Here is a 22,790-nt window from a genome sequence, read left to right on the forward strand (position 1 = left end):
CGGTTGCCGGCTTGCACTGTAGCCCGCGGGCGGATGCGGCGAGCGCCGTCCATCCGCCGCAAGGCGCGCGTCAGTCGAGCGGATAGCGTTCGATGCGCTGCTCGATCGCGCCGAAGATGCTGCGGCCCTCGCGGTCGAGCATCTCGATGCGCACGCGGTCGCCGAACTTCAGGAACGGCGTCAGCGGCTTGCCGTGTTCGAGCGTCTCCACCGTGCGCCGTTCGGCGAAGCAGGAGGCACCCAGCGAGGTGTCCTGGTTGGCGACGGTGCCCGAGCCGACGATCGTGCCGGCGCTGAGCGGCCGGGTCCGGGCGGCGTGCGCGACGAGCTGCGCGAAGTCGAACTGCATGTCCACGCCCGCTTCCGGTGCGCCGAACCACTCGCCGTTGATGTGGGTCACCAGCGGCAGGTGCACCTTGCAGTCGCGCCAGGCCTCGCCGAGCTCGTCGGGCGTGACGAACACCGGCGAAAGCGCCGAGCGCGGCTTCGACTGCAGGAAGCCGAAGCCCTTGGCGAGCTCGGCCGGAATCAGGTTGCGCAGCGAGACGTCGTTGACCAGACCGACCAACTGGATGTGCTCGGCCGCGCGCGCGGGCGTCACCGCCATCGGCACGTCGTCGGTGATCACCACCACTTCGGCTTCCAGATCGATGCCGTAGTCCTCGCTGGTCACCAGCACCGGGTCGCGCGGGCCGTAGAAGCCGGCGCTGGTGGCCTGGTACATCAGCGGATCGGTGTAGAAGCTCTCGGGCACTTCGGCGCCGCGCGCGCGGCGCACGCGCTCGACATGCGGCAGGTACGCGCTGCCGTCGACGAACTCGTAGGCGCGCGGCAGCGGCGCGGCGAACGCGGCGAAGTCGACGTCGAACGCGCCCTCCGCTGCGCCGGCGTTGAGCGCGTCGTACAGCGCGTTCAATCGCGGCGCGGTGTTGGACCAGTCCTCGAGCGCGCGCTGCAGGGTGGGGGCGATGCCGTCGGCGCGCACCGCGCGCGCGAGGTCGCGCGAGACCACCACGAGCGTGCCGTCGCGGCCGCCCTCCTTGAGACTTCCGAGCTTCATGCGTGTTCTCCGCGGATCAGAGCCGGGCGGCACGGTGCCCGGCGCGAATTGGTTTCAATTGTAACCAGAGCCGCCGCGCGTCCGGCATGGGAGGCCGGACAGCATCCGGCGCGCGCGTTCGACGCGCACGGTGGGCGGGCGTCATGGCGGGCGCCCTGCGGAGCCGCGGAACGACCATGCGCTGCGTCGCCGCCGCACCGCCCGACACGGGATCCCCCGCTTGCGCGGGGAAGAGGCGCCGAGGCCGCGGCGTCGGAACCGCGCACCATCGGGCACGAAGGTCGCCGCGAGGGTTGCGCGGAAACGGCGGCGCAGAAACGACGAATCCCGCACGCGGCGGGATTCGTGGATGACCGTCGGACGGTCGAAGATGGCAGCCCCGGATGGATTCGAACCACCGAATGCCTGGTTCAGAGCCAGGTGCCTTAAACCACTTGGCGACGGGGCTGTGGAACGCGATGGATTGTAGCGCGAAAAGCTTAGCGCTTCGAGAACTGGGTCGCGCGACGGGCCTTGTGCAGACCGACCTTCTTGCGCTCGACCTCGCGGGCGTCGCGGGTCATGAAGCCGGCCTTGCGCAGGTCGGTCTTCAGCGACTCGTCGTACTCCACCAGCGCGCGGGCGATGCCCAGACGGATGGCGCCGGCCTGGCCGGTGGTGCCGCCGCCGCTGACGGTGGCGATCACGTCGAACTTGTCGGTCGCCTGCACCAGCTCCAGCGGCTGGCGCACGATCATGCGCGCGGTCTCGCGGCCGAAGAACTCGTCGAGCGGACGGTCGTTGATCAGGATGCGGCCGCTGCCCTTGCGCAGGAACACGCGGGCGGTGGAGGACTTGCGGCGGCCGGTGCCGTAATTCTGCTGCGTGGTAGCCATGGTTGACCTTAGATCTCCAGCGGCTGCGGCTGCTGGGCGGTGTGCGGATGCTCGGAGCCCTTGTAGACCTTGAGCTTGCGGAACATCGCGCGGCCGAGCGGATTCTTGGGCAGCATGCCCTTCACGCCGATCTCGATCACGCGCTCCGGATGGCGCTGCAGGGCCTGCTCCAGCGTCTCGGTCTTCAGGTTGCCGATGTAGCCGGTGAAGCGGTGATACTGCTTGTCCTTCAGCTTGTTGCCGGTGACGACAATCTTCTCGGCGTTGATCACGACGATGTAGTCGCCGGTATCGACGTGCGGCGTGTAGACGGGCTTGTGCTTGCCACGCAGACGGCGGGCGAGTTCGGAGCACAGGCGGCCCAGCGTCTTGCCGGTCGCGTCGACGAGGTACCAGTCACGCTGGACCGTCTCGTTCTTGGCGGAATAAGTCTTCATGTGACTGTGCGGGTACCTTGCCGGGCTGGTTCCGGGCGCCTGGGCCGGCGGAACTTCGCCTCGCGTTGTAGAGGGGTGGAGCGAAAGAAGCGGAATCATAGCGGCAGCGACCCGCCCGTGCAAGCGGGCCGGTCGCGACCGGGTGCGGATGCTAGCATCGCGGCGATGCCGCCGCAGCCCGTGCCCGATCCGCTGGCCGCCCTGTCCGATCGCTGCGTGCAGTGCGGCCTGTGCCTGCCGGCGTGCCCGACCTACGCCCGCGAACGGCTCGAGACCGAAAGCCCGCGCGGCCGGATCGCGCTGCTGCGCGCCTGGGCGCTGGAGGCGGCGGCGCCGACGCCCGCGGGCGAGGCCCATCTCGATCATTGTCTGGGCTGCCGCCGGTGCGAGGCGGTATGCCCGGCCGGCGTGCACTACGGCGAGCTGCTGGTCGAGGGACGGCGACGCCAGCGCAAGCGGCGCGGCGCCGCATGGCGGCAACGGGCGCTGGAGGCGCTGGCGGCGCGGCCGCGGCTGCTCGACGCGCTGCTGCGGCTGTACCGGTCGCTTCACCCGCTGCTGCCGGGCCCGCTGCGTCCGCTGCCGCGGCCGCCGGGCGCCGCGCCGGCGCCTTCTCCGTCGACGGCGGCTGCGGCCATCGCGGTTTTCCGCGGCTGCGTCGGCGGCGTGTTCGAGGCGCCGGTGCGGGACGCCTTCGTGCGCCTGTCCGCGGCCGCCGGGCTGGAAGTGGTCGAACCGCGCGGGCAGACCTGCTGCGGTGCGCTGCACGCGCACGCGGGCGCCGCGGAGAGAGCGGCGCGACTGGCGGCGGCGAACCGCGCCGCGCTCGCCGCCTTCCCGGTGGTGGCCACGATCGCCAGCGGTTGCCATGCGCACGTCGCCGCGGCGCGCGGACCGGCGGCGACGCGCGATGCGCTCGAGCTGCTCGCCGAACACGCCGAGCGTCTGCGCTTCCGTCCGGCACGGGTGCGGATCGCGCTGCACCTGCCGTGCACGCAGCGCAGCGTGGTGCGCTCCGATGCGGCGTTGCGGCGGCTGCTGGCCCAGGTGCCGGCGCTGGAGGTGGTGGAACTCGATGCCGGCTACGGATGCTGCGGCGCGGCCGGGTCGCACATGTTGCTCGATCCGCGGCGCGCGGCCGCCTTCCGCGCGCCGCTGGTCGCCGCGATCCGGCAGTCCGGCGCGAGCTGCGTGCTGAGCGCGAACATCGGCTGCCGCCTGCATCTGGCGCCGGCGTGCCCGGTGCCGGTGCGGCATCCGCTGGAGGCGCTCGCGGACTGGCTGGCGTCCTGAGCCGGATGCCGACGTCCGCGCCGCAAGGGGCGGCGTACACTGGCGGCATGACCGCACGCACTCTCTCCCCGCTCGATCGCATCCTGGCCGACTCCCAGCGCGCGCTGGAGACCGTGTTCGCGCGGCCGCCCGCGCACCGGCCCAACCCCGCGGCCGACACGCCCGACGTGGTGCTGCACGAGGACGAACGCCGCCACGCCGCGGGGTTGATGCGGATCAACCACGTCGGCGAGGTCTGCGCGCAGGCGCTGTACGTCGGCCAGGCGTCGGTCGCGCGCGATGCGGGTACGCGCGCGCACCTGCTCGCGGCCGCGCAGGAGGAAACCGATCATCTGGCCTGGTGCGCGGACCGGCTGCACGAACTCGACAGCCGTCCGAGCCTGCTCAACCCGCTCTGGTACGCCGGCAGCTACGCGATCGGCCTGCTCGCCGGTCTGCGCGGCGACGGCTGGAACCTGGGCTTCGTGGTGGAGACGGAGCGGCAGGTCGAAGCGCATCTGGACGAACACCTGCAGCGCCTGCCGCCCGCCGACGCGCGCAGTCGCGCGATCCTGAGCCAGATGAAGATCGACGAGGCCCGCCACGCCGACAACGCCCAGGCCGCGGGCGCGCGCGCGCTGCCGATGCCGATCCCGCGCCTGATGTCGCTTGCCTCGAAGGTGATGAAGGCGGTGGCGTATCGGGTGTGAGGTGGCGGGCGGGTCCGGATTCCGACTCGCTCGCGCGATCGCGGCGCAACCGGCGCGCGGAACGCGGAAGCCCGCCAGACGGCGGGCTTCCGGTGCTGGGCGATGCGCGGCCGACGCTCAGTCGATCAGATTGCGGCCGTGGTAGAGCTCCTCGATCTCGCGCTTCAGCCGCGCCTCGATCTTCATCCGCTCCTTGAACGAGAGGTTCTTCGCCTTCTCCTCGAACAGGTAGTTGTCGAGGTCGAACTCCTTCAGGTGCATCTTCGTGTGGAAGATGTTCTCCTGGTAGACGTTGACGTCGAGCATCTCGTAGCGGTTCTTGATGTTCTTCGCCAGGTAGTCCTGGATCGAGTTGATCTTGTGGTCGATGTAGTGCTTCTTGCCCTTGACGTCGCGGGTGAAGCCACGGACGCGGTAGTCCATGATCACGATGTCGGACTCGAAGCTCTCGATCAGGTAGTTCAACGCCTTCAGTGGCGAGATCACGCCGCAGGTGGCGACGTCGATGTCGGCGCGGAAGGTGGCGATGCCGTTGTCCGGATGCGTTTCCGGATACGTGTGCACGGTGATGTGCGACTTGTCCAGGTGCGCGACCACCGCGTCGGAGATCAGCTCGCGGCCGGCGTCGCGCTTGTCGATCACCGGCTGCTCGGAGATCAGGATCGTGACCGACGCGCCCTGCGGATCGTAGTCCTGGCGGGCGATGTTGAGGATGTTCGCGCCGATGATCTCGGCGACGTCGGTGAGGATCTGCGTCAGGCGGTCGGCGTTGTACGCCTCGTCGATGTACTCGATGTAGCGCTTACGCTCGTCTTCGGACGCGGCGAAGCTGACGTCGTAGATGTTGAACGACAGCGCCTTGGTGAGGTTGTTGAACCCCTGCAGCCTCAGGCGCGGCAACGGCTTGACCACTTCGGATCCCCGGTCTGACCAGCGAAGGCGGCGATTATGGGCCAATCGGCCCCCCGGGGGAACGCGCGCGGGGCGTCCGGTTGCCCGGGGTTCGGAGAGGTGCCGCGCTGTTCACGAACGTGACGCGTTTAACCAATTTGCGCCACGCCACGCTCAAGCCTAAAGTGCGGCTGAACATCCCCCGATCCCCCTTCCGCCATGACCGCCTCCCTGGTTGCCTCCAACCCGACGATGCGACGTTCCCAGAGTCCGCTGATGCCGGACGCGTCCACGATCGAGCGTTTCCTGGCCCACTGCCACCGCCGGCGCTACCCCTCGCGCACCGACGTGTTCCGCCCCGGCGACCCCGCCGGCACGCTGTATTACGTGGTGTCCGGCTCGGTCAGCATCATCGCCGAGGAGGACGACGGCCGCGAACTGGTGCTGGGCTATTTCGGCTCGGGCGAATTCGTCGGCGAGCTGGGCCTGTTCATCGAAAGCGACCAGCGCGAGGTGATCCTGCGCACGCGGTCGGCCTGCGAGCTCGCCGAGATCGGCCACGAGCGGCTGTACGACCTGCTGCTGACCCGGCTGTCGGCGGATGCGCCGAAGCTGCTGTACGCGATCGCCGCGCAGATCTCCAGACGTTTACTGGACACCACGCGCAAGGCCGGCCGACTGGCCTTCCTGGACGTCACCGACCGCATCGTGCGCACCCTGCACGACCTGGCGAAGGAGCCGGAGGCGATGAGCCATCCGCAGGGCACCCAGATCCGGGTGTCGCGGCAGGAGCTGTCGCGCCTGGTCGGCTGCTCGCGCGAGATGGCCGGCCGCGTGCTGAAGAAGCTGCAGGCGGACGGCAAGCTGTACGCGCGCGGCAAGACCATCGTGCTGTTCGGCACGCGCTGAGGCATGGCGCAGGCGGCGGCCTCCTTTCCCGCCGAGGCGGTGACCGTGCGCCCGGCCGAACCGGCCGACGCGCCGGTGGTCGCGCGGCTGCTCACCGTGCTGGGCTACCCGTGCGATGCGCGCGAGGCCGCGGTCCGCATCCAGGCGGTGCGCTCGGACCCGCGCCAGCAACTGCTGCTGGCCTGCGTGGGCGGCGCCGGCTGCGGGCTGCTCGGCCTGGACACGCTCTACTACGTGCCGCTCGGCGCCCCCACCTGCCGCATCACCGCGCTGGCCGTGCTGCCGGAGGCGCAGCGCTGCGGCGTCGGGCGGCGCCTGGTGCGCGAAGCCGAGCGGCGCGCGCGCCAGGCCGGGGCCAGCCGGCTCGAACTCACCAGCGCGGCGCACCGGGCCGAGGCGCACGCGTTCTACCGCGCGCTCGGCTTCGGCGAGGGCGCACTGCGTTTCGTCAAGGCTTTAGGCGCCTGAACGCGGCGGATGCGCCCGTAACGGCATCGTCCGCACGCATCCCGTACAACGGGCGCCTTTGCCCGACCGGATGACCGGATGGATTGGCTGGGTCAGGAGTTCCTCTTCTTCGTGCTGGTCGGCCTGCTGGCGCAGCTCATCGACGGCGCGCTCGGCATGGCCTACGGGCTGATCTCCTCGTCGGTGCTGCTGTCGATGGGGCTGCCGCCGGCGACGGTGTCCGCCAGCGTGCATGCGGCCGAGGTGTTCACCACCGGCGTTTCTGGCGGCGCGCACGCCCTGCACCGCAACGTCGACCGTCGTCTGTTCGTGCGCCTGGCGGTGCCGGGCATGCTGGGCGGCGCGGTCGGCGCCTACCTGCTCACGCGCGTGCCGGGCGATGCGGTGAAGCCGTTCGTGTACGGCTATCTCGTGCTGCTGGCGCTGGTGATCCTGGGCCGGGCCGCGCTCGGCAGGCGCAAGGCGCGCAAGGAGATCCGCCACGTGCCGGCGCTCGGGCTGGTGGCGGGGTTTCTGGACGCGATCGGCGGCGGCGGCTGGGGGCCGATGGCGACCTCGACCCTGCTCGCGCGCGGCGGCCACATCCGCACCACGATCGGCTCGGTGAGCGCGGCGGAGTTCTGCGTGACGCTGGCGACCTCGATCTCCTTCATCGTCCACATCGGCCTCACGCACTGGGAGGTCATCGCCGGCCTGCTGGTCGGCGGCGTGATCGCCGCGCCGCTGGCGGCCTGGCTGGTCAAACGCGTCCCGGAGCGCCCCGCGCTCGGCGCGGTGGGCGTGCTGATCCTCGGGATCAGCGGCTACCAGCTCGTGCGCATGCTGGGCTGAGGCTCAGCCGGGCAACGGCTCGCCGCCGCGGTCCGGGCAGCCCCAATTGAGGATCGGCGTGCCCGGCGGCAGCGTGCGGCGGAAGAACTCGACGCGGTCGGGTTTCGGATTCACCACCACCGGCCGGCGCGCGGCCTGCAGCAGCGGCAGGTCGGCGCTGCTGTCGGAATAGGCGATGGCGATCTCGCCGGCGAACCCGGCCTCGCGCAGCATGCGCATCTTCATCGCGTGGTGGCAGTGGCGGCGCGCGATCACCGCGCCGAAGCGCGGGCCGACTTCGGTGCCCACCACCGGCACGTCCTCGTGGGCGACGAAGGCGAGGATCGCACGCGCCAGCTCCGGCGGCGCGCCGGTGGCGATCACCACACGGTCGCCCGCCTCGCGATGACGGTGCAGCACGTCGAGCGCGTGCGGCAGCAGCCGGCGGCGGATCGCATCGGCGTTGCCGGCGACGTAACGATCGATCAGCTCGTCGAGATCGCGCCGGCGCTTCAGGCCGATCGTGCCCGCCCAGACGAACGCGGAGATGCCGGCGCGTCGCGTCGGCAGGAACGCGATCATCGGCGCGAACACCGGCGCGATCAGCAGCGCGAGCACGCGCCGCCACCACGCGCGGCGGATCATCCAGACGAACAGGTGGCTGCCGGAGTCGCCGTCGTACAGGGTGTGATCGAAGTCGAACACCACCAGCGGCGCGTCCGCCTTCGCCTGCGGATAGCGCGGCCCGGCGAGGCTCATGGGGCGAACAGCTCGCGCAGCGCGCGGCCGGGGTCGGGCGCGCGCATGAAGCTTTCGCCGACCAGGAACGCGTGCACGCCGGCCGCGCGAAGGCGGGCGACGTCGACACGGGTGGCGATGCCGCTCTCGGTGACCAGGATGCGGTCCGGCGGCACCGCGTCCTTCATCGCGAGCGTGGTGTCGAGCGAGACCTCGAACGTGCGCAGATCGCGGTTGTTGATGCCGATCAGCGCGCAGTCGGTCTGCAGCGCGCGCTCGAGTTCGTCGATGTCGTGCACCTCCACCAGCACGTCCATGCCGAGCTCCATCGCCAGCCCGGCCAGTTCGATCATCGGCCCGTCCTCGAGCGCGGCGACGATCAGCAGGATGGCGTCGGCGCCGATCAGGCGCGCCTCGTACACCTGGTAGGGATCGACGATGAAGTCCTTGCGCAGCACCGGCAGCGTGCAGGCGGCGCGCGCCTGGCCGAGGTAGGCGTTGCTGCCCTGGAAGAAGTCGACGTCGGTCAGCACCGACAGGCAGGCGGCGCCGCCGGCCTCGTAGCTGTGCGCGATCGCGGCGGGGTCGAAGTCGGCGCGGATCACGCCCTTCGACGGGCTGGCCTTCTTCACTTCGGCGATCACCGCCGCCTCGCCGGCGCGCACGCGGCGCTCGATCGCGCGCACGAAGCCGCGCGCCGGCGGCTGGTGCGCGGCGCGCGCGCGCAGCTCCGCGAGCGGGCGGATGCGGCTGCGCTGGTCGATCTCCTCGCGCTTGCGGGCGAGGATGCGGGTCAGCACGTCGGTCATGCGAACGAGGATTCCTTCAGGCCGTAGGCGCGTTCAACGCGGGCGACGCGCAGTTCGAAGTGGGCGTACCAGCGGCGCCGCCCCTCGGCGCGGGTAGCGGCGTGCTCGGCGTGCGCGCGCCAGGCGGCGATCGCCTCCTCGCTGTCCCAGTACGACACGGTGATGCCGAAGCCGTCCGCGCCGCGCACGCTTTCGGCGCCGAGGAAGCCGGGTTGCTGCGACGCGAGCCGCATCATCCGGTCCGCCGCTTCGGCATAGCCGGCCTCGTCGTCGGCGGTGCGTTGCGAACTGAAGATGACGGCGTAGTACGGCGGCGCGGGAAGGCGTGCGAACGGGGCGGGCATGGCGGCGGCGGTCGGGAAGCGGGGCACTATTCTGCGAGCTCGCGGGTCGCCGCGACGAAGGCATCCAGCCTTTCGCGCGCGGCGCCCGAGGCGATGGTCTGGCGCGCGCGGGCGATACCGTCGTGGATCGACTCGGCGACACCGGCCACGTACAGCGCCGCGCCGGCGTTGAACGCGACGATCTCGCGCGCCAGGCCGTCGCGGTTCTCCAGTGCGGCCAGCACCATCGCCTTCGATTCCAGCGCGTCGGCCACGCGCAGGTTGCGGCTGTGCGCCATGGCGATGCCGAAGTCCTCCGGGTGCACGTCGTACTCGCGCACGCGGCCGTCGCGCAGCTCGCCGACCAGCGTGGCCGCGCCGAGCGAAAGCTCGTCCATGCCGTCGCGGCCCCACACCACCAGCGCGCGTTCGGCGCCGAGCTCCTGCAGCACGCGCACCTGGATGCCGACCAGATCGGGGTGGAACACGCCCATCAGGATCGCCGGGGCGCCGGCCGGGTTGGTCAGCGGACCGAGGATGTTGAACAGCGTGCGCACGCCCATCTCGCGCCGCACCGGCGCGACCGTCTTCATCGCCGGGTGATGCACCGGCGCGAACATGAAACCGATGCCGGTGCGGGCGATGCACGCGCCTACCTGTTCCGGCGCCAGCTCGATGCGCGCGCCGAGCGCCTCGAGCACGTCGGCGCTGCCCGACTTCGAGGAGACGCTGCGGTTGCCGTGCTTGGCGACCTTGGCGCCGGCCGCGGCGACCACGAACATCGAGGCGGTCGAGATGTTGAACGTGTGCGCGCCGTCGCCGCCGGTGCCGACGATGTCGACCAGGTGCGTGCGGTCGGCGACCTCGACCGGCCGCGCGAACTCGCGCAGCACCTGCGCCGCGCCCGCGATCTCGCCCACGGTCTCCTTCTTCACCCGCAGGCCGGTCAGGATCGCCGCGGTCATCACCGGCGACACCTCGCCGCGCATGATCTGCCGCATCAGATCGACCATCTCGTCATGGAAGATCTCGCGGTGCTCGATGGTGCGCTGGAGCGCTTCCTGGGGGGTGAGGGGCATGGGCTGTGTCGGGGAACGGGGAACGGGGAACGGGGAACGGGAACGGGAACGAGAACGGGGAACGGGAACGGGGAGCGGGGAATGTCGGAAGCGGGGCGCGAGCTATCCGGTTTCCGGTTCCCGGTTCCCCGTTCCCCCGCTCTCCAGGAAATTCCTCAACAACGCATGCCCATGCTCGGTCAGGATCGACTCGGGGTGGAACTGCACGCCCTCGACCGGGTGCTCGCGGTGGCGGAAGCCCATGATCGCCTCGAAGCTGCCGTCGGCGTGCTCGGTCCAGGCGGTGATCTCCAGGCACTCGGGCAGGCTTTCGCGTTCGACCACCAGCGAGTGGTAGCGCGTGGCCTCGTAGCCGTCGGGCAGGCCGGCGAACACGCCGCGGCCGGTGTGGCGGATGCGCGAGGTCTTGCCGTGCATGATGCTCGCCGCGCGCACCACGCGGCCGCCGTAAGCCTGGCCGATGCTCTGGTGGCCGAGGCAGACGCCGAGGATCGGAATGCGCGCGCCGAGCCGTTCGACCACCGCCACCGACACGCCCGCCTCGTTCGGCGTGCACGGGCCGGGCGAGATCACGATGCGCTCCGGCGCGAGCTTCTCGATCTGCTCCACCGTCAGCGCATCGTTGCGCTCCACCCGCACCTCGGCGCCGAGCGCCTGCAGGTACTGCACGAGGTTGAAGGTGAAGCTGTCGTAGTTGTCGATCATCAGGATCACGGCAGGTGACTCCGCGCAGGCTCAGGTGTCATGACCGAGCTGCCCCTGTTCGAACTCGCGCGTCTTGCGCACGGCCAACTGGTAGCCGCGGCCGATCACTTCGCAGTGCCCCTCCAGCGTCGCCACCAGGCCGTCGATGCCGAGCTTGGGCGTCTCGGTGCGCACGCTCGCGATCTGCCGGGCGACGGCCTCGCGTTTCCAGTGCGTGCCGCGCAGCTTGGCCCACAGCCGCACCAGCGCGTTCGGCCGCCGCGGGCGGCCGAGCCGCGGCGGCACCCACAGGTAGTCGTCGAAGATCATCACGCCGCCGACCTTCAGCATCGGCCAGCACATCACGCCGTCGGCCAGCGCGCCGAACGCCGAGTGCCAACCGTCGACGTAGACGATGTCGTAGGGGCCTTCGACCTGCTTGAGCATGCGGTAGCTCGGCCCGGCGTACTCGGTGATCCGCTCGCGGTGCGCGGCGGTGTTGGCGCGGAAGCGCGCGCGGTAATCGCCGTACACCGGATCGACCGCGAACAGGTCGATGCAGTCGATGCGGGCATCCGGCGCGGTCAGCACGTGCTCGCACAGCCAGCGCGTGGAGCGGCCTTCGAAGCTGCCGATCTCGAGCGCGCGCAGGCCGGGGCGGCCCCTGTAGGGCGCCAGCCACGCCTCCCAGTTCGGGATGTTGTGGGCGAACCAGTCGGTGTGGAAACCGCCGTTGCTGTCGCTCATCTCACAGTCCCTTTGCCGCCTGCGCCACCGCACGGAACAACGCGCGGCCCTTGTTCATGGTCTCGTCCCATTCGCGCACGGGATCGGAGTCGTGCACGATGCCGGCGCCGGCCTGCACGTGCAGGCGGCCGTCCTGGATCACCGCGGTGCGGATCGCGATCGCGGTGTCGGCATCGCCGTGCCAGCCGATGTAGCCGACCGCGCCGGAATAGACGTTGCGCTTGACCGGCTCCAGTTCGCGAATCACCTCCAGGGCGCGGATCTTCGGCGCGCCGCTGACGGTGCCGGCCGGGAAGGTGGCGCGCAGCACGTCGGCGTAGCTCAGCCCCGGCTGCAGGCGGCCGGTGACTTCGCTGACGATGTGCATCACGTGGCTGTAGCGCTCGATCACGAAACGCTCGCCCACCTCCACGCTGCCGGGCAGACTGACGCGGCCGACGTCGTTGCGGCCGAGGTCGATCAGCATCAGGTGCTCGGCGCGCTCCTTGGGATCGGCCAGCAGCTCGGCCTCGAGCGCATCGTCCTGCTCCGGCGTGGCGCCGCGCGGGCGCGTGCCGGCGATCGGACGCACGGTCACCTCGCCGTCCTTGAGCCGCACCAGGATCTCCGGTGAGGAACCGACCACCTGGGTGCCGCCGACATCGAGGAAATACATGTACGGCGACGGATTGAGCGCGCGCAGCGCGCGGTAGACGTCGACCGGGCGCGCGTTGAACGGCACCGACAGACGTTGGCTCAGCACCACCTGGAAGATGTCGCCGGCGCGGATGTATTCCTTCGATTTCTCGACCGCGGCGATGAAGCCCTCGCGGGTGAAGCCGGAGACGAAGTCGCCCTCGTCGAGCGCGCGGCCGGCCAGCGTCTCCGGATAGCCCGCCCCGCCCTGCCGCAGCCGGTGCGCGAGCGCGTCCAGCCGCCGGTGCGCGCGCGCGATCGCGCGCGGCTCGCGCGGGTCGGCATGCACGATCAGGTACAGCCGGCCCTTGAGGTTGTCGAACACCGCGACGTCCTCGCTCTGCATCAGCAGGATGTCGGGCGTGCCGAGTTCGTCGGGCTTGCCGCCGCCGCGCAGGCGCGGCTCGATGTATTCCACGCACTCGAAACCGAACCAGCCGACCAGGCCGCCGGTGAAGCCGGGCAGGCCCTCGACGCGCTCGACTTCGAACGCGGCGCGCAGGCGCTCGACCTCGGCGAACGGATCGGCGACCTCGCGCGTCTCGACGACCTCGCCGTCCTCGATCACCTCCAGCCGATGGCCGCGGAACGCGTACACGCGGCGGGCCGGCAGCCCGATGATCGAGTAGCGCCCGAAGCGCTCGCCGCCTTCGACCGATTCGAACAGGTAGGTGTACGGCCCGTCGGCCAGCTTCAGGTAGACCGACAGCGGGGTGTCGAGATCGGAGAGGACTTCGCGGACGACGGGAACGCGGACGGCGCGGTCAGCGGGCGAGGCGGCGGGCGTACGGGAAGACGGGGTCACGCGGCATTTCCTTGGAGGGCGACGAAGCGGCGGCGGCGGAGGCCTGGGGCCACCATCGCCACGCCGAGTCGGCCATCAGGAAACGCGGGCTCGCCTGCACGTTCATCGGGGCTACTGTAGCCGCTTCGCGGCGCGGCGGCGAGCGGCGCGACGTGTGGCCTGGCGGGTCAGGGGCCGCTCGTCCCGAGCCGTGAACCGGCGAGCGCCCTCACTCCAATCCCTTTCGCGAGCGGAGAGGGGCTGCTCGGTCCTGGGCGGATCACACCGGCACCACGGCCGGTGGCGGTTCGCCTTCGTCCGGGTGGGGGGCCGGCAGCGGCGTTGCGGGCGGCGAGAGCAGCGGACTGTCGGGCGGCAGGTGCATGCGCAGCCGGCCGCCGACGCATTCGATCCGGAAGCGCGAGGCGGTCACCGGCTCGCCGTCGAGGTTGAGCGTGAGCGGCGCATCGGCGTCCAGATGCACCCACGGCAACTGCGCGGTGGCGGCCACGCGTTCGAGCGCCGCGTGCCGGCCTTCGGTCAGCAGGGTGCCGACCGTGCCGCCGAGCTCGCCCTCCAGCTCGGGCACGACGGTGACGTCCAGCCGACCGTCGTCGATGGTCGCCTTCGGGCACAGCACCTGCCCGCCACCGGCCTGGCGTCCGTTGCCGATGCCCAGCGCGAGGAAGCCGCCCTCCCAGGCGAAGTCGGGGCCGACCAGACGCGCGCGCACCGGCTCGATGCGACCGAGGCGCGCGATGCCGGTGACGAGGTAGGCCAGGCCGCCGAGCAGCTTCTTGAGCCCCTCGTCGGTTTCCACCGTGACCTGCGTGCCGAAGCCGCCGCTGGCGAGGTTGACGCACCAGTGCAGGCGCGGCGCGGCGTCGCCGTCGTGCGCCTGCACGCGCAGCACGTCCACCGCCCGCGCGGGTTGCCGGTGGATCAGTTCGAGCGCCTCCAGCGGCGCCTCCGGCACCGCTGCGGCGGTCGCGAAGTCGTTGCCGGTGCCGAGCGGCAACAGCCCGAGCGAAGGCACGCGCGGTCCGTCGCGTTCGGCCAGCACCGCGACGATCTCGCCGAGGGTACCGTCGCCGCCGCCGCTGACCAGCGTGTCGACGCCCTGCTCCGCCGCCTCGCGCGCGTACCGCGCGGCATCGCCGCGCTCCCACGTCACCCGCACCTGCAGCGCCACCCGTTCGCGCAACGCGTGTACGGCCTCGCGCACGGCCTCGTCGGTGGCCGCCTTGCCGTTGAGGATCAATCGCCAGCACGCCGCATCCCGCCACGTTGCCGGAGGCGCCGTGAAGGCCGGCGGCACGGCAGTCGTCGCCGCGTCCGCCGATTGTCATGCCGCCATCACATGAGCTGCGGAAAATGGAAGGCCATTCGCAAGGACGATGGGCGGAGGCAGGAGCGCCTCCAATTTTCCGAAAGGCCGATGGCTCAGGGCGGGCGTCGGCCTTCTTCTTTGCGGCTCAGCGCACCGCGTCCACCGCGGCGCGCATGCGGCCGATGACCTCGGCGTAGTCGGGCGCGCCGAAAATGGCCGAGCCGGCGACGAAGGTGTCCGCGCCCGCGGCCGCGATCTCGCCGATGTTGTCGGCCTTCACGCCGCCGTCGATCTCCAGCCGGATCGCGCGCCCGCTGCGGTCGATCATCTCGCGCACGCGCCGCAGCTTCGGCAGCGCCGAGGGGATGAACGCCTGTCCGCCGAAGCCCGGATTGACCGACATCAGCAGCACCAGGTCGAGTTCCTCGAGCACGTAGTCGAGCACCTCGACCGGCGTGGCCGGGTTGAGCACGAGCCCGGCCTGGCAGCCGTGCGACTTGATCAACTGGATGGTGCGGTGGACGTGGCGGCTGGCTTCGGGATGGAAGCTGATCAGGCTCGCGCCCGCCTTGGCGAAGTCGGGCACGATGCGGTCCACCGGCTCGACCATCAGGTGCACGTCGATCGGCGCGCCGACGCCATGCCTGCGCAGCGCTTCGCACACCATCGGGCCGATCGTCAGGTTCGGCACGTAATGGTTGTCCATCACGTCGAAATGGACCCAGTCGGCGCCGGCGGCGAGTACTGCATCGACCTCCGCGCCCAGCTTCGCGAAGTCGGCGGAGAGGATCGACGGGGCGATGACGGTCGGCTGCATGGCGGTGCCTGGGGAAAGTGCTGCATTGTACCGCTGGCATGCAGCGCTGTTCGGCTCGCGGTAGGCGCGCCGCGGAGGTATTCGCGGCGCGCGCACCGGCGTGATCGTGCCACGCGAAGGTGGGTCGCGCCGGCATTGCCCTCAATGCAAGACCATCCGCGCCGCCTGCTGCGCCTGTGCCGGGACGGTCGAGGACTCCTGCGCCAACGCCTGCAAGGCCCTCGCGCTCTCGTGCGCCGGCGGCGGCGGCGTATCGAGATCGACCGCCGCGCGAAAGCCGGGCACGGTGCCGACCACCCAGAGCCGATCGCCGACGACCGTCGCCCGCTCGAACTGGCCGGCATGCTCGATGCCGCTGCGGCGCGCCGCCAGCACCGCGGCGGCGACGGTATCGTCCGACAGCGTCGCCGGCACCTGCGCACGGATGCGCTCGAACAGCGCCCGGTCACGGGCGGGCAGCGTCGAATGATCCAGAGATGGAGCCGGCGTTGCATGCGGCGCAGGTGCGGACGGCGCGCGCGCGGACGCCTCGTCGATCGCGGGTGACGGCAACCCGCGCGCCCGGAGCCAGGACCGCGCTGCGTCCTCCGCGGCCTGCACCTGACGCTGCAGGCTGGGCAGCACGGTCGCTGCCATGCCGTGCCGGTCGAGCGCCTCGGCCCCGGACGGCCCGGCATGCCGGGCCAGGCCGGACAACGAGAGCCCATCGATCGGGTTGGCCTTGGACGCGGCGCCGATGCCACCCGCCAATGCGGCCCCCGCGGCCGCACCCGCGGTGGGCAGACGCGAGGCGCCGGCCCGCAGGCCACGCGCGGCCCGGTCGAGGGTCGCATCCGCCTGCTCGCCCGCCCGTACGGGGCGTTCGCGCTCCTCCCCGGCCGCGGTCACGGTGACGCGTTCCAGCGTGACGATGGCATCGGCCGCCGCCGCGCGCACGGCGCGGGCGTCCTCAGCGGCGTCGCGGCGCGATTCGGCCGCTTCGCGCGCATGCTCCCTCAGCGCGTCCCGTCCGACCCGCTCCCAGCTCACGGCCTTGCGCTCCGCCCAGTCGCGGACGCCTTCGGGCACCAGCGACGACCGCCCGAGCCGGCGCAGCAGGTCGGCGCCGCCGTTCGCGGCCGCCGCCTGCGCCCTGCCTTGCCACTCCTCGAACCAACTCTCGATACGCCCGGCGGCTTCGCGCTGACGCGCCAGCGTTTCCCCGCCAAGCGCCACCGCGACCTTCCCGAGCGCGCCCGCCGCGCGCACACGGGCCGCCGCCGCCTCGCCGCGCGCGCGTCCGGCGACTTCCAACACGTCCCCGCCTGCGTCGACCCCGTCGGCGGTCCGCTGCCATGCCGCCGCCTGCACCTGCGCGGCGCGCTTGCCCAGGTGGGCGCCAAGCGCCGCCCCCTGCGCGATATCCAGCACCGGCCGGGCAAGCACGCCCACCTCCGCCAGGCTGGGACGATGCTCGCGCTCGACCAGTCGATCCTCGCGGAACGTCCAGGCGTCGAGCGGCTTCGCGGTCCCGGCCGCGAGCGGCAGCTCGCGCAGCAGCGCATCCACATCGCCCAAGGCCAACCGGTCCACGAACGCCTGGACCGAGGGTCGCGCCTGCCGTGGCACCTGGTCGCTCAGCGCGCGCTGCAGCAGCGCCCGGCCCTCCGGCAGCTCGCGCAGCAGATGCGCGGTCTCCCGCAGCACTCCGGCCACCTGCGCGCGCCGGTACGCGTCGAGACGCCCCATCGGGTTCTGCAGGCCGTCGTTGAGCAACTCGCCCTCGACCTGATACGCGCTCACGCGGCGTTGCAGGTCCGTGTAGACGGGCACGCCGTTCTCCCGCGCGAAGCGGCGCGGCGTCCCCGGGTGCAGGCCCGCCGCGTTGAAGGTCGTCGCACGGCGCCCGGTCACCGCCGACATCGCCGAGGCCATTCCGCCACCGAGCGAGTGGCCGGCGTATTCGGCGTCGAGGCCAACGCGGTCCAGCTCGAAGGCCAGGCGCATGGCGCGGTCGTAGTAGTCCGACCTCAGCCCGATCGACTGCGGGAAGTTGTTGGCCAGGAAGTCCTCTGCCGCCGTCTCCCGCAGCGAACCGTCGGCAAGCTGGATCAGGCCGGTAGAGCCCTTGATGGCAATGACAGGCTTGTGCCCCGGTCCCAGAATGGCAGGATCGGGCAGGTAGATTTCGGCGCGGAAACCGGAATCGTCGGGCTTGAGATAAGCACGCAGCTTGCTGTCAGAGATTCCCGCCAGGCCCGGCGCGTACTGCCGGAGCACATCCAGGTTCTCGCTGGCACGTATCCAGCCGACGGGCGGCTGCCGTTCCTCCGGCGGCGCGGCCGTGCCCATGGCGGCCGCGTACACGTCCGTCGCCAGCAATGCCATCTGCTGGTCGTGATACAGCGCCTGCAGCGCGTCGGCCCGGCGCAGCGCCTCGGGCTCGCCGCTGGCACGCAACTGCCGCAGCAGCGTCTGCCGCGCTACAAGCTCCTTTTCCGTCAGCATCCACAACCTCCTTGTCAGTCACTAGAGCAGGGGGATCTGGTGCTCCTCATAGGGAAGTCCGAAGCGCTTGCGCATCTCCCGGATCCGATGGGGCAACGGCGGGCGCTCGATCCCGTGTTCCAAGAGCCACTGCTGGCAGCGACGCTGCCACTCTACCTGTTCCGGAGCAACCGGAAGCCAGAAGATCTCATCGACGATATGGGACTGATCTTTCGACGCATCCGGTGCGCGCAGAAAATTGAGGCGCGGGTCCGCACCGTGCTGCAACAGCCAGTACGCCTCCCTGAAGGCACCACGTCCCACGTAATCGCCAAGAATCGTCGAACCTTGGCTACGCGCATTCACATCCGCCCCCCGCTCCACCAGCAGCTTCACGTTCTCCCACTGGTTACCGGCGAGGAACGCCTGTAGCAGCAACGTCTCGTCATTCGAGTTGCGCGTGTTCGGATTGCCGCCGTGATCCAGCAGCAACTTCAAGTAGATCGGGTCGTCCGCCTTGGCCGCCCACACCATCGCGTTGTTGTGGTAGCGGTCGCGGAAATCCGCGTTCACGTGGCGCGCGCGATGCGGCATTTTCGCGTTCGGATCCGCCCCGTTCTCCAGCATCGCCTTCAACCCCGCCGGATTGCGGGTGAGGATCGGCCAGGCCAGAAGGGGCATGCCGTCCACCGAGAAGATCCGGTCCGGATCGACGCCCTCCTCCTTCATCAGCCGGCGCACTTCCGCCACGTCGCCCCGCTCGGCCGCGATCGCCAGTTCCTGCGCCTTGCGGTTGCCGGGGAAATCCTGATCCACCGGAAACGACGACTGCCAGCCCAGCGGCAGCAGCGCATCGCAGGCCGTCACCAGGACGGCGGCCAACAGCAGGCCGGCCACACGCAGCACGATCGAGCGCATCACGGTCCCTCGCGGTGTTTTTCCGGCGCCTTTGTAGCGCAGGGGTCGACGCCGGGGGAAGCCGCGAACCTCACCGCTTGCGGCGCAGGGTCCTGATGCGGTCGTAGGCGGCGTTGATCTCGCGCGCCTTGGCCTCGGCCTGGCGGCGCAGGTCGTCGGCCGCGCCGGCGAAGCGGTCCGGGTGGTATTGCGAGATCAGGCGGCGGTAGGCCTGCTCGATCTCGACGTCGGTGGCGTCGGACGTCAGGCCGAGCACGCGGTAGGGGTTCTCGCGCGGGCCGAGCTTGAACCAGTCGGCGTCGAACGCGTGGCCGATCAGCAGGCCGATCGCCGCGCCCAGCGGCGGGTTGCCGCGCAGCAGCAGCCAGCCGGCGATGAAACCGAGGAGTTTTCCGTACCAGCGCCGTTGCATCCGCAGGCCCTCCGCGTCGCGCGCAGTGTACCTGCAGGGCGGAGCAAGCCGGCGTACACTGCGCGGCCCCGCTGCCTGCCATCGTGAGGGCCGCTTGTCCACCACCCTGCTCCAGTCCGACCTGCCGGGACTGCCGCTGCGCCATCGCGGCAAGGTGCGCGACGTGTTCGACGTGCCGGCCGAGCGCCTGCCGCCGGGCGCGCCCGCCGGCGACTACCTGCTGATCGTCGCCACCGACCGCCTCAGCGCCTTCGACGTGGTGCTGCCGGACCCGATCCCGGGCAAGGGCGAGATGCTGTGCCAGATCAGCAACTTCTGGTTCGAGAAGACCGCGCACATCGTGCCGAACCACCTCACCGGCATCGACGTGGCGCAGGTGCTGCCGGCGGGCGTCGACCCGACGCCGTACGCCAAGCGCGCGGTGGTGACCCGGCGGCTGAAGCCGGTGCCGGTGGAGTGCATCGCGCGCGGCTACCTGATCGGCAGCGGCTGGAAGGACTACCAGCGCACCGGACGCGTGTCCGGCATCGCCCTGCCCGACGGGCTGCGTCAAGCGGAGAAGCTGCCGGAGCCGATCTTCACCCCTTCGACCAAGGCGGCAGTGGGCGAGCACGACGAGAACATCGACTTCGACACCGCGGTGCGCCTGTGCGGCGCGGAGCTGGCCGAGGCGGTGCGCGACGCCACCCTGCGCCTGTACCGCTACGCGGCCGACTTCGCCGCCGAGCGCGGCATCCTGCTGGCCGACACCAAGTTCGAGTTCGGCACCGATCCGGACGGCCGCCTGTACGTCATGGACGAGATGCTGACGCCGGACTCCTCGCGCTACTGGCCGGCCGACGAGTACACGGTCGGCACCAGCCCGCCGAGCTTCGACAAGCAGTTCGTGCGCGACTATCTGGAGACGCTCGACTGGGACAAGACCCCGCCCGGCCCGCGCCTGCCGGTCGAGGTGATCGAGCGCACCCGCGCCAAGTACGCCGAGGCACTGGAGCGGCTGGCGGGTATCCGCATCGACTGAGCGCCCGGCGGTTGCACGGCCGCCGCCGCGGGTGCACGCTCGGCGCGGTCCGTCCGCACGGGTTTTCGCCATGCACGCCGCCGCCGAAACCTCGACCGCCGAGCGCCCGATCGACCGCTGGTTCGCGCAGTACTCGGGCGACCATCGCAACGCCACCAACCAGCGCATCCACGTGGTGGCGGTGCCCTTGATCCTGTGGAGCGTGATCGCGCTGCTGTGGTGCGTGCCGGCACCGGGCACCTGGTTCCGGCCCGGCATCTGGGCGGCGCTGGCGATGCTGCCGGCCTGGCTGTTCTACTGGCGCGCCTCGCGCCGGCTGGGAGCGGGCATGCTGCTCGTGTTCCTGCTGCTGTCCGCGCTCACCTGGGCGCTGCACGACGCGCTCGGCGTGCGTGGGCTGCTGACGCTGGCCGCCGCCGTGTTCGTGCTGGCGTGGATCGCGCAGTTCGTGGGCCACAAGATCGAAGGCCGCAAGCCCAGCTTCCTCACCGACCTGGTGTACCTGCTGATCGGGCCGGCCTGGGTGCTGGTGAAGCTGTACCGCCGGCTGGGACTGGCGTACTGAGCGTGCCGCGCGCGGGCCGGCGCCGCGTCCGCTGCTGTCCGGCGAAGATTCCCGTCGCTCGCGCGCAAGCGGGACCGTGGACGTGGCTGCAGCTTGCGTGACGTCCATGGCTCCCCGCTTTCGGGAACTCATCGACGTTGGCTGCAGCTTGTGCATCCACTGCACGGGGCGGCCGGGGCGGGCACACTGTGCGCCCCTCCCTCCGCCGTCCTGCGCATGCCGCCGCGCGACCTCGTCCTCGTCCTGCTGATCTGCCTGGCCTGGGCCGGCAACTTCCTCACGTCCGCCTACGCGCTGCGCGAGATTCCGCCGCTGCTGTGCACCGCGCTGCGCTTCGCGCTGCTGGCGCTGCCGCTGGCATTCCTTCTGCGGCGTCCCGCCGCAGGCCAGTGGCCGCGGCTGATCGCGGCCAGCCTCGCGGTCGGCGTGCTGCATTTCGGGCTCAGCTTCATCGCGCTGAAGCTCGCGGGCGATCTGTCCTCGCCGGCGATCGTGCTGCAGAGCTACGTGCCGATGACCGCGCTGCTCGGTTGGGCGGTGCTCGGCGAGCGCTTCGGCTGGCGCACCGGCCTTGCGATCGCCGTCAGCTTCGCCGGCGTGCTGGTGCTCGGCTTCGATCCGCTGGTGCTGGACCGCCCGCTGTCGCTGCTGGTGATGCTGGCCTCGGCGTTCTTCCTCGCCGTCGGCACCGTGCTGATGAAGCCGCTGCGCGGGCTGACGGTGTGGAGCCAGCAGGGCTGGATGGCGGTGCTCAGCATCCTGCCGCTGCTGGCGCTGAGCCTGTGGTGGGAGCCGCAGGGGCTGGAGCTGGTGCGCATGGCCGGCCCGCTCGCGTGGTCGGGCGTGGCCTATTCGGCGTTCGTGTCCTCGCTGCTCGGGCACGGCCTGTACTACGTGCTGGTCCAGCGGCATCCGATCGCGCAGGTGACGCCCTGGCTGCTGCTGGTGCCGGTGCTGGCGGTCGCGCTCGGCGTGCTGGTGTGGGGCGACCGGCCGGGGCCGCGTCTGCTGCTGGGCGGCGCGATGGTGCTGGGCGGCGTGCTGATCATCGCGCTGCGCGCGCTCGCCCGCGCGCGCACCGGCGGCACGCCGACCGCGCCGGAGGCCGAACGCCTCGATCCGGGCACGCGCGCCTAGAAGCCGAACATCCCGGCCTGCGGCCGGAACGCGCGCGGCGCATAGCCGAAATCGCGCACGGCCGGGGCAGCGTCGAACACCAGATCCTCGCGCAGACGCGCCACCGCGGCATCGCCGAAGCCCTGCGCGCGTCCGGTCAGACGTGCCGCGCCGAGCACGAGCGCGAACGCGGGCGACGGCAGTTCGATCAGACGCGGCTTCGACGGCAACGCCGCCAGCACGCGCGCGACCATCTCGCGATACGGCACCGCCTCGCCGCCGGGCGTCGCGTACGCGCGTCCCGCCGACGCGGGCGCATCGAGGCAGCGCACCGCCGCCTCGGCCAGATCGTCCACGTGCACCGGCTGGCGCAGGCCGCAAGCGCCGCGGGGCAGCACGAACGCGCGGTAACGGTGGGCCAACCGCGCGATCCGCGTCAGCGTGGCATCGCGCCCGGCGCCGTACACCAGCGTCGGCCGCAGCACGGTCGCGTCCGCGCCGCGCACGCGCGCGGTGGCGAACAGGCTCGACTCGGCGGCGTGCAGGCGCGCGGCCACGTCGCGTTCGTGCGGATCCTGCGAGTGCCGCTTCGCCTCGACGCTGGTGGAGCCGAAGGCGATCACGCGCGGCACCGCGACCGGCGCCTGCGCGTACCAGCGCGCGAAGCCGTCCAGCGGACCGCAACTGAAGATCGCGTCGATCGCGGCCGGCGACGCCGTCTGCTCGAACCCGCCGCGCAGCCAGCGCACGCCGGGCAGCTCCGGCTGCGGCGCGCGCGAAGGCGCGAGCGCGGTCCAGCCCGCCGCCTGCAGCCGTGCCAGCAGCGCGCGGCCGATCTGGCCGCTGCCGCCGAACACCAGCGCCTGCCTCATGG

General features: G+C 71.4%; 24 protein-coding genes, 1 tRNA gene and 1 pseudogene. 8 read left to right on the forward strand and 18 right to left on the reverse strand.

What is annotated here, in order from left to right:
• Nucleotides 1-70: 70 nt before the first annotated feature.
• The 4 genes from FQY64_RS07860 to rplM all read right to left on the reverse strand — a co-directional run bounded on the left by FQY64_RS07860 (nt 71) and on the right by rplM (nt 2,372).
• Nucleotides 71-1,060 carry a fumarylacetoacetate hydrolase family protein gene (locus tag FQY64_RS07860; protein ID WP_146473614.1) on the reverse strand — a complete coding sequence of 330 codons (990 nt, stop codon included), beginning with the start codon at nt 1,058-1,060 and terminating at the stop codon, nt 71-73.
• A 371-nt stretch (nt 1,061-1,431) separates the two neighbouring features.
• Nucleotides 1,432-1,508: transfer RNA gene (locus FQY64_RS07865), tRNA-Gln, on the reverse strand.
• 31 nt (nt 1,509-1,539) lie between these two features.
• Complete coding sequence (gene rpsI / locus FQY64_RS07870; RefSeq protein ID WP_146473616.1) at nt 1,540-1,935, reverse strand: 30S ribosomal protein S9; 396 nt, start codon at nt 1,933-1,935, stop codon at nt 1,540-1,542.
• 8 nt (nt 1,936-1,943) lie between these two features.
• A complete protein-coding gene (gene rplM, locus FQY64_RS07875) occupies nt 1,944-2,372 on the reverse strand; it encodes a 50S ribosomal protein L13 (RefSeq protein WP_146473618.1) in 429 nt (142 codons plus the stop codon).
• A 165-nt stretch (nt 2,373-2,537) separates the two neighbouring features.
• Here rplM and FQY64_RS07880 point away from each other — a divergent pair, with 165 nt between their 5' ends.
• Complete coding sequence (locus FQY64_RS07880; RefSeq protein ID WP_146473620.1) at nt 2,538-3,665, forward strand: (Fe-S)-binding protein; 1,128 nt, start codon at nt 2,538-2,540, stop codon at nt 3,663-3,665.
• Nucleotides 3,666-3,712: 47 nt separating this feature from the next.
• Entirely contained in the window at nt 3,713-4,354 is a 642-nt protein-coding gene (gene coq7 / locus FQY64_RS07885) for a 2-polyprenyl-3-methyl-6-methoxy-1,4-benzoquinone monooxygenase (RefSeq protein ID WP_146473622.1), read from the forward strand.
• 117 nt (nt 4,355-4,471) lie between these two features.
• On the opposite strand, the gene speD is transcribed toward coq7, so the two are convergent.
• A complete protein-coding gene (speD, locus tag FQY64_RS07890; protein ID WP_146473624.1) occupies nt 4,472-5,266 on the reverse strand; it encodes an adenosylmethionine decarboxylase in 795 nt (264 codons plus the stop codon).
• Nucleotides 5,267-5,464: 198 nt separating this feature from the next.
• Here speD and crp point away from each other — a divergent pair, with 198 nt between their 5' ends.
• From crp to FQY64_RS07905, 3 genes are all read left to right on the forward strand, one after another.
• A complete protein-coding gene (gene crp / locus FQY64_RS07895) occupies nt 5,465-6,154 on the forward strand; it encodes a cAMP-activated global transcriptional regulator CRP (RefSeq protein ID WP_146473625.1) in 690 nt (229 codons plus the stop codon).
• Nucleotides 6,155-6,157: 3 nt separating this feature from the next.
• Complete coding sequence (locus FQY64_RS07900; RefSeq protein ID WP_146473627.1) at nt 6,158-6,622, forward strand: GNAT family N-acetyltransferase; 465 nt, start codon at nt 6,158-6,160, stop codon at nt 6,620-6,622.
• 78 nt (nt 6,623-6,700) lie between these two features.
• Nucleotides 6,701-7,453 carry a sulfite exporter TauE/SafE family protein gene (locus FQY64_RS07905; RefSeq protein ID WP_146473629.1) on the forward strand — a complete coding sequence of 251 codons (753 nt, stop codon included), beginning with the start codon at nt 6,701-6,703 and terminating at the stop codon, nt 7,451-7,453.
• 3 nt (nt 7,454-7,456) lie between these two features.
• On the opposite strand, the gene FQY64_RS07910 is transcribed toward FQY64_RS07905, so the two are convergent.
• The 12 genes and pseudogenes from FQY64_RS07910 to FQY64_RS07965 form a co-directional block, all read right to left on the reverse strand.
• Nucleotides 7,457-8,191: an HAD-IB family phosphatase gene (locus FQY64_RS07910; protein ID WP_146473631.1), complete on the reverse strand. Its 735-nt coding sequence runs from the start codon at nt 8,189-8,191 to the stop codon at nt 7,457-7,459.
• Nucleotides 8,188-8,979, reverse strand: coding sequence for an indole-3-glycerol phosphate synthase TrpC (gene trpC, locus FQY64_RS07915; RefSeq protein ID WP_146473633.1), 792 nt, complete (start codon nt 8,977-8,979; stop codon nt 8,188-8,190). Before trpC ends, FQY64_RS07910 begins: the two co-directional genes overlap by 4 nt.
• On the reverse strand, nt 8,976-9,323 hold the full coding sequence (locus FQY64_RS07920; protein ID WP_146473635.1) for an antibiotic biosynthesis monooxygenase family protein: 348 nt from the start codon (nt 9,321-9,323) through the stop codon (nt 8,976-8,978). The genes trpC and FQY64_RS07920 overlap by 4 nt, the downstream gene beginning before the upstream one ends.
• Nucleotides 9,324-9,349: 26 nt before the next feature.
• Complete coding sequence (trpD, locus tag FQY64_RS07925; protein WP_146473637.1) at nt 9,350-10,381, reverse strand: anthranilate phosphoribosyltransferase; 1,032 nt, start codon at nt 10,379-10,381, stop codon at nt 9,350-9,352.
• Nucleotides 10,382-10,483: 102 nt separating this feature from the next.
• Nucleotides 10,484-11,095: an anthranilate synthase component II gene (locus FQY64_RS07930; protein WP_146473639.1), complete on the reverse strand. Its 612-nt coding sequence runs from the start codon at nt 11,093-11,095 to the stop codon at nt 10,484-10,486.
• A 21-nt stretch (nt 11,096-11,116) separates the two neighbouring features.
• Nucleotides 11,117-11,812: a class I SAM-dependent methyltransferase gene (locus tag FQY64_RS07935; RefSeq protein WP_146473641.1), complete on the reverse strand. Its 696-nt coding sequence runs from the start codon at nt 11,810-11,812 to the stop codon at nt 11,117-11,119.
• A 1-nt stretch (nt 11,813) separates the two neighbouring features.
• Nucleotides 11,814-13,292 carry an anthranilate synthase component I gene (trpE, locus tag FQY64_RS07940; RefSeq protein WP_146473643.1) on the reverse strand — a complete coding sequence of 493 codons (1,479 nt, stop codon included), beginning with the start codon at nt 13,290-13,292 and terminating at the stop codon, nt 11,814-11,816.
• Between the two features lie 334 nt (nt 13,293-13,626).
• Nucleotides 13,627-14,589 (reverse strand): annotated as a pseudogene (yegS, locus tag FQY64_RS07945) (lipid kinase YegS); the annotation flags it as partial.
• Nucleotides 14,590-14,746: 157 nt separating this feature from the next.
• Nucleotides 14,747-15,418: a ribulose-phosphate 3-epimerase gene (rpe, locus tag FQY64_RS07950; protein WP_146473647.1), complete on the reverse strand. Its 672-nt coding sequence runs from the start codon at nt 15,416-15,418 to the stop codon at nt 14,747-14,749.
• A 141-nt stretch (nt 15,419-15,559) separates the two neighbouring features.
• Nucleotides 15,560-17,905 (reverse strand): Tle-like phospholipase domain-containing protein, encoded by a 2,346-nt coding sequence (locus tag FQY64_RS07955; protein ID WP_146473649.1) that lies wholly within the window; start codon nt 17,903-17,905, stop codon nt 15,560-15,562.
• A 21-nt stretch (nt 17,906-17,926) separates the two neighbouring features.
• Nucleotides 17,927-18,802 carry an ankyrin repeat domain-containing protein gene (locus FQY64_RS07960; protein ID WP_229814956.1) on the reverse strand — a complete coding sequence of 292 codons (876 nt, stop codon included), beginning with the start codon at nt 18,800-18,802 and terminating at the stop codon, nt 17,927-17,929.
• 70 nt (nt 18,803-18,872) lie between these two features.
• Entirely contained in the window at nt 18,873-19,214 is a 342-nt protein-coding gene (locus FQY64_RS07965) for a J domain-containing protein (protein WP_146473651.1), read from the reverse strand.
• A 94-nt stretch (nt 19,215-19,308) separates the two neighbouring features.
• Between FQY64_RS07965 and FQY64_RS07970 the strand changes: the two genes are divergently transcribed.
• The 3 genes from FQY64_RS07970 (at nt 19,309) to FQY64_RS07980 (ending at nt 21,937) form a co-directional block, all read left to right on the forward strand.
• Nucleotides 19,309-20,235, forward strand: a complete 927-nt coding sequence (locus tag FQY64_RS07970) for a phosphoribosylaminoimidazolesuccinocarboxamide synthase (RefSeq protein WP_146473653.1) — start codon at nt 19,309-19,311, stop codon at nt 20,233-20,235.
• Nucleotides 20,236-20,305: 70 nt separating this feature from the next.
• Entirely contained in the window at nt 20,306-20,800 is a 495-nt protein-coding gene (locus FQY64_RS07975; RefSeq protein ID WP_146473655.1) for an Mpo1 family 2-hydroxy fatty acid dioxygenase, read from the forward strand.
• A 216-nt stretch (nt 20,801-21,016) separates the two neighbouring features.
• Nucleotides 21,017-21,937 (forward strand): DMT family transporter, encoded by a 921-nt coding sequence (locus tag FQY64_RS07980; protein WP_146473658.1) that lies wholly within the window; start codon nt 21,017-21,019, stop codon nt 21,935-21,937.
• Here the strand turns inward: FQY64_RS07980 and FQY64_RS07985 are convergent.
• Nucleotides 21,934-22,788 (reverse strand): NAD-dependent epimerase/dehydratase family protein, encoded by an 855-nt coding sequence (locus FQY64_RS07985; protein WP_146473659.1) that lies wholly within the window; start codon nt 22,786-22,788, stop codon nt 21,934-21,936. The two genes, FQY64_RS07980 and FQY64_RS07985, sit on opposite strands and share 4 nt — an antisense overlap.
• Nucleotides 22,789-22,790 lie beyond the last annotated feature (2 nt).

It is taken from the genome of Vulcaniibacterium thermophilum (assembly GCF_007923255.1).
Lineage (GTDB): Bacteria > Pseudomonadota > Gammaproteobacteria > Xanthomonadales > Xanthomonadaceae > Lysobacter_F > Lysobacter_F thermophilum.

Excerpts from the sequence above, each read along its gene's own strand:
- FQY64_RS07860 (WP_146473614.1), bottom strand. The coding sequence starts at position 1,060 with ATGAAGCTCGGAAGTCTCAAGGAGGGCGGCCGCGACGGCACGCTCGTG.
- rpsI (WP_146473616.1), bottom strand. The coding sequence starts at position 1,935 with ATGGCTACCACGCAGCAGAATTACGGCACCGGCCGCCGCAAGTCCTCC.
- rplM (WP_146473618.1), bottom strand. The coding sequence starts at position 2,372 with ATGAAGACTTATTCCGCCAAGAACGAGACGGTCCAGCGTGACTGGTAC.
- FQY64_RS07880 (WP_146473620.1), top strand. The coding sequence starts at position 2,538 with ATGCCGCCGCAGCCCGTGCCCGATCCGCTGGCCGCCCTGTCCGATCGC.
- coq7 (WP_146473622.1), top strand. The coding sequence starts at position 3,713 with ATGACCGCACGCACTCTCTCCCCGCTCGATCGCATCCTGGCCGACTCC.
- crp (WP_146473625.1), top strand. The coding sequence starts at position 5,465 with ATGACCGCCTCCCTGGTTGCCTCCAACCCGACGATGCGACGTTCCCAG.
- FQY64_RS07900 (WP_146473627.1), top strand. The coding sequence starts at position 6,158 with ATGGCGCAGGCGGCGGCCTCCTTTCCCGCCGAGGCGGTGACCGTGCGC.
- FQY64_RS07905 (WP_146473629.1), top strand. The coding sequence starts at position 6,701 with ATGGATTGGCTGGGTCAGGAGTTCCTCTTCTTCGTGCTGGTCGGCCTG.
- FQY64_RS07910 (WP_146473631.1), bottom strand. The coding sequence starts at position 8,191 with ATGAGCCTCGCCGGGCCGCGCTATCCGCAGGCGAAGGCGGACGCGCCG.
- trpC (WP_146473633.1), bottom strand. The coding sequence starts at position 8,979 with ATGACCGACGTGCTGACCCGCATCCTCGCCCGCAAGCGCGAGGAGATC.
- FQY64_RS07920 (WP_146473635.1), bottom strand. The coding sequence starts at position 9,323 with ATGCCCGCCCCGTTCGCACGCCTTCCCGCGCCGCCGTACTACGCCGTC.
- trpD (WP_146473637.1), bottom strand. The coding sequence starts at position 10,381 with ATGCCCCTCACCCCCCAGGAAGCGCTCCAGCGCACCATCGAGCACCGC.
- FQY64_RS07935 (WP_146473641.1), bottom strand. The coding sequence starts at position 11,812 with ATGAGCGACAGCAACGGCGGTTTCCACACCGACTGGTTCGCCCACAAC.
- rpe (WP_146473647.1), bottom strand. The coding sequence starts at position 15,418 with ATGCAGCCGACCGTCATCGCCCCGTCGATCCTCTCCGCCGACTTCGCG.
- FQY64_RS07955 (WP_146473649.1), bottom strand. The coding sequence starts at position 17,905 with ATGCTGACGGAAAAGGAGCTTGTAGCGCGGCAGACGCTGCTGCGGCAG.
- FQY64_RS07960 (WP_229814956.1), bottom strand. The coding sequence starts at position 18,802 with ATGCGCTCGATCGTGCTGCGTGTGGCCGGCCTGCTGTTGGCCGCCGTC.
- FQY64_RS07965 (WP_146473651.1), bottom strand. The coding sequence starts at position 19,214 with ATGCAACGGCGCTGGTACGGAAAACTCCTCGGTTTCATCGCCGGCTGG.
- FQY64_RS07975 (WP_146473655.1), top strand. The coding sequence starts at position 20,306 with ATGCACGCCGCCGCCGAAACCTCGACCGCCGAGCGCCCGATCGACCGC.
- FQY64_RS07980 (WP_146473658.1), top strand. The coding sequence starts at position 21,017 with ATGCCGCCGCGCGACCTCGTCCTCGTCCTGCTGATCTGCCTGGCCTGG.
- FQY64_RS07985 (WP_146473659.1), bottom strand. The coding sequence starts at position 22,788 with ATGAGGCAGGCGCTGGTGTTCGGCGGCAGCGGCCAGATCGGCCGCGCG.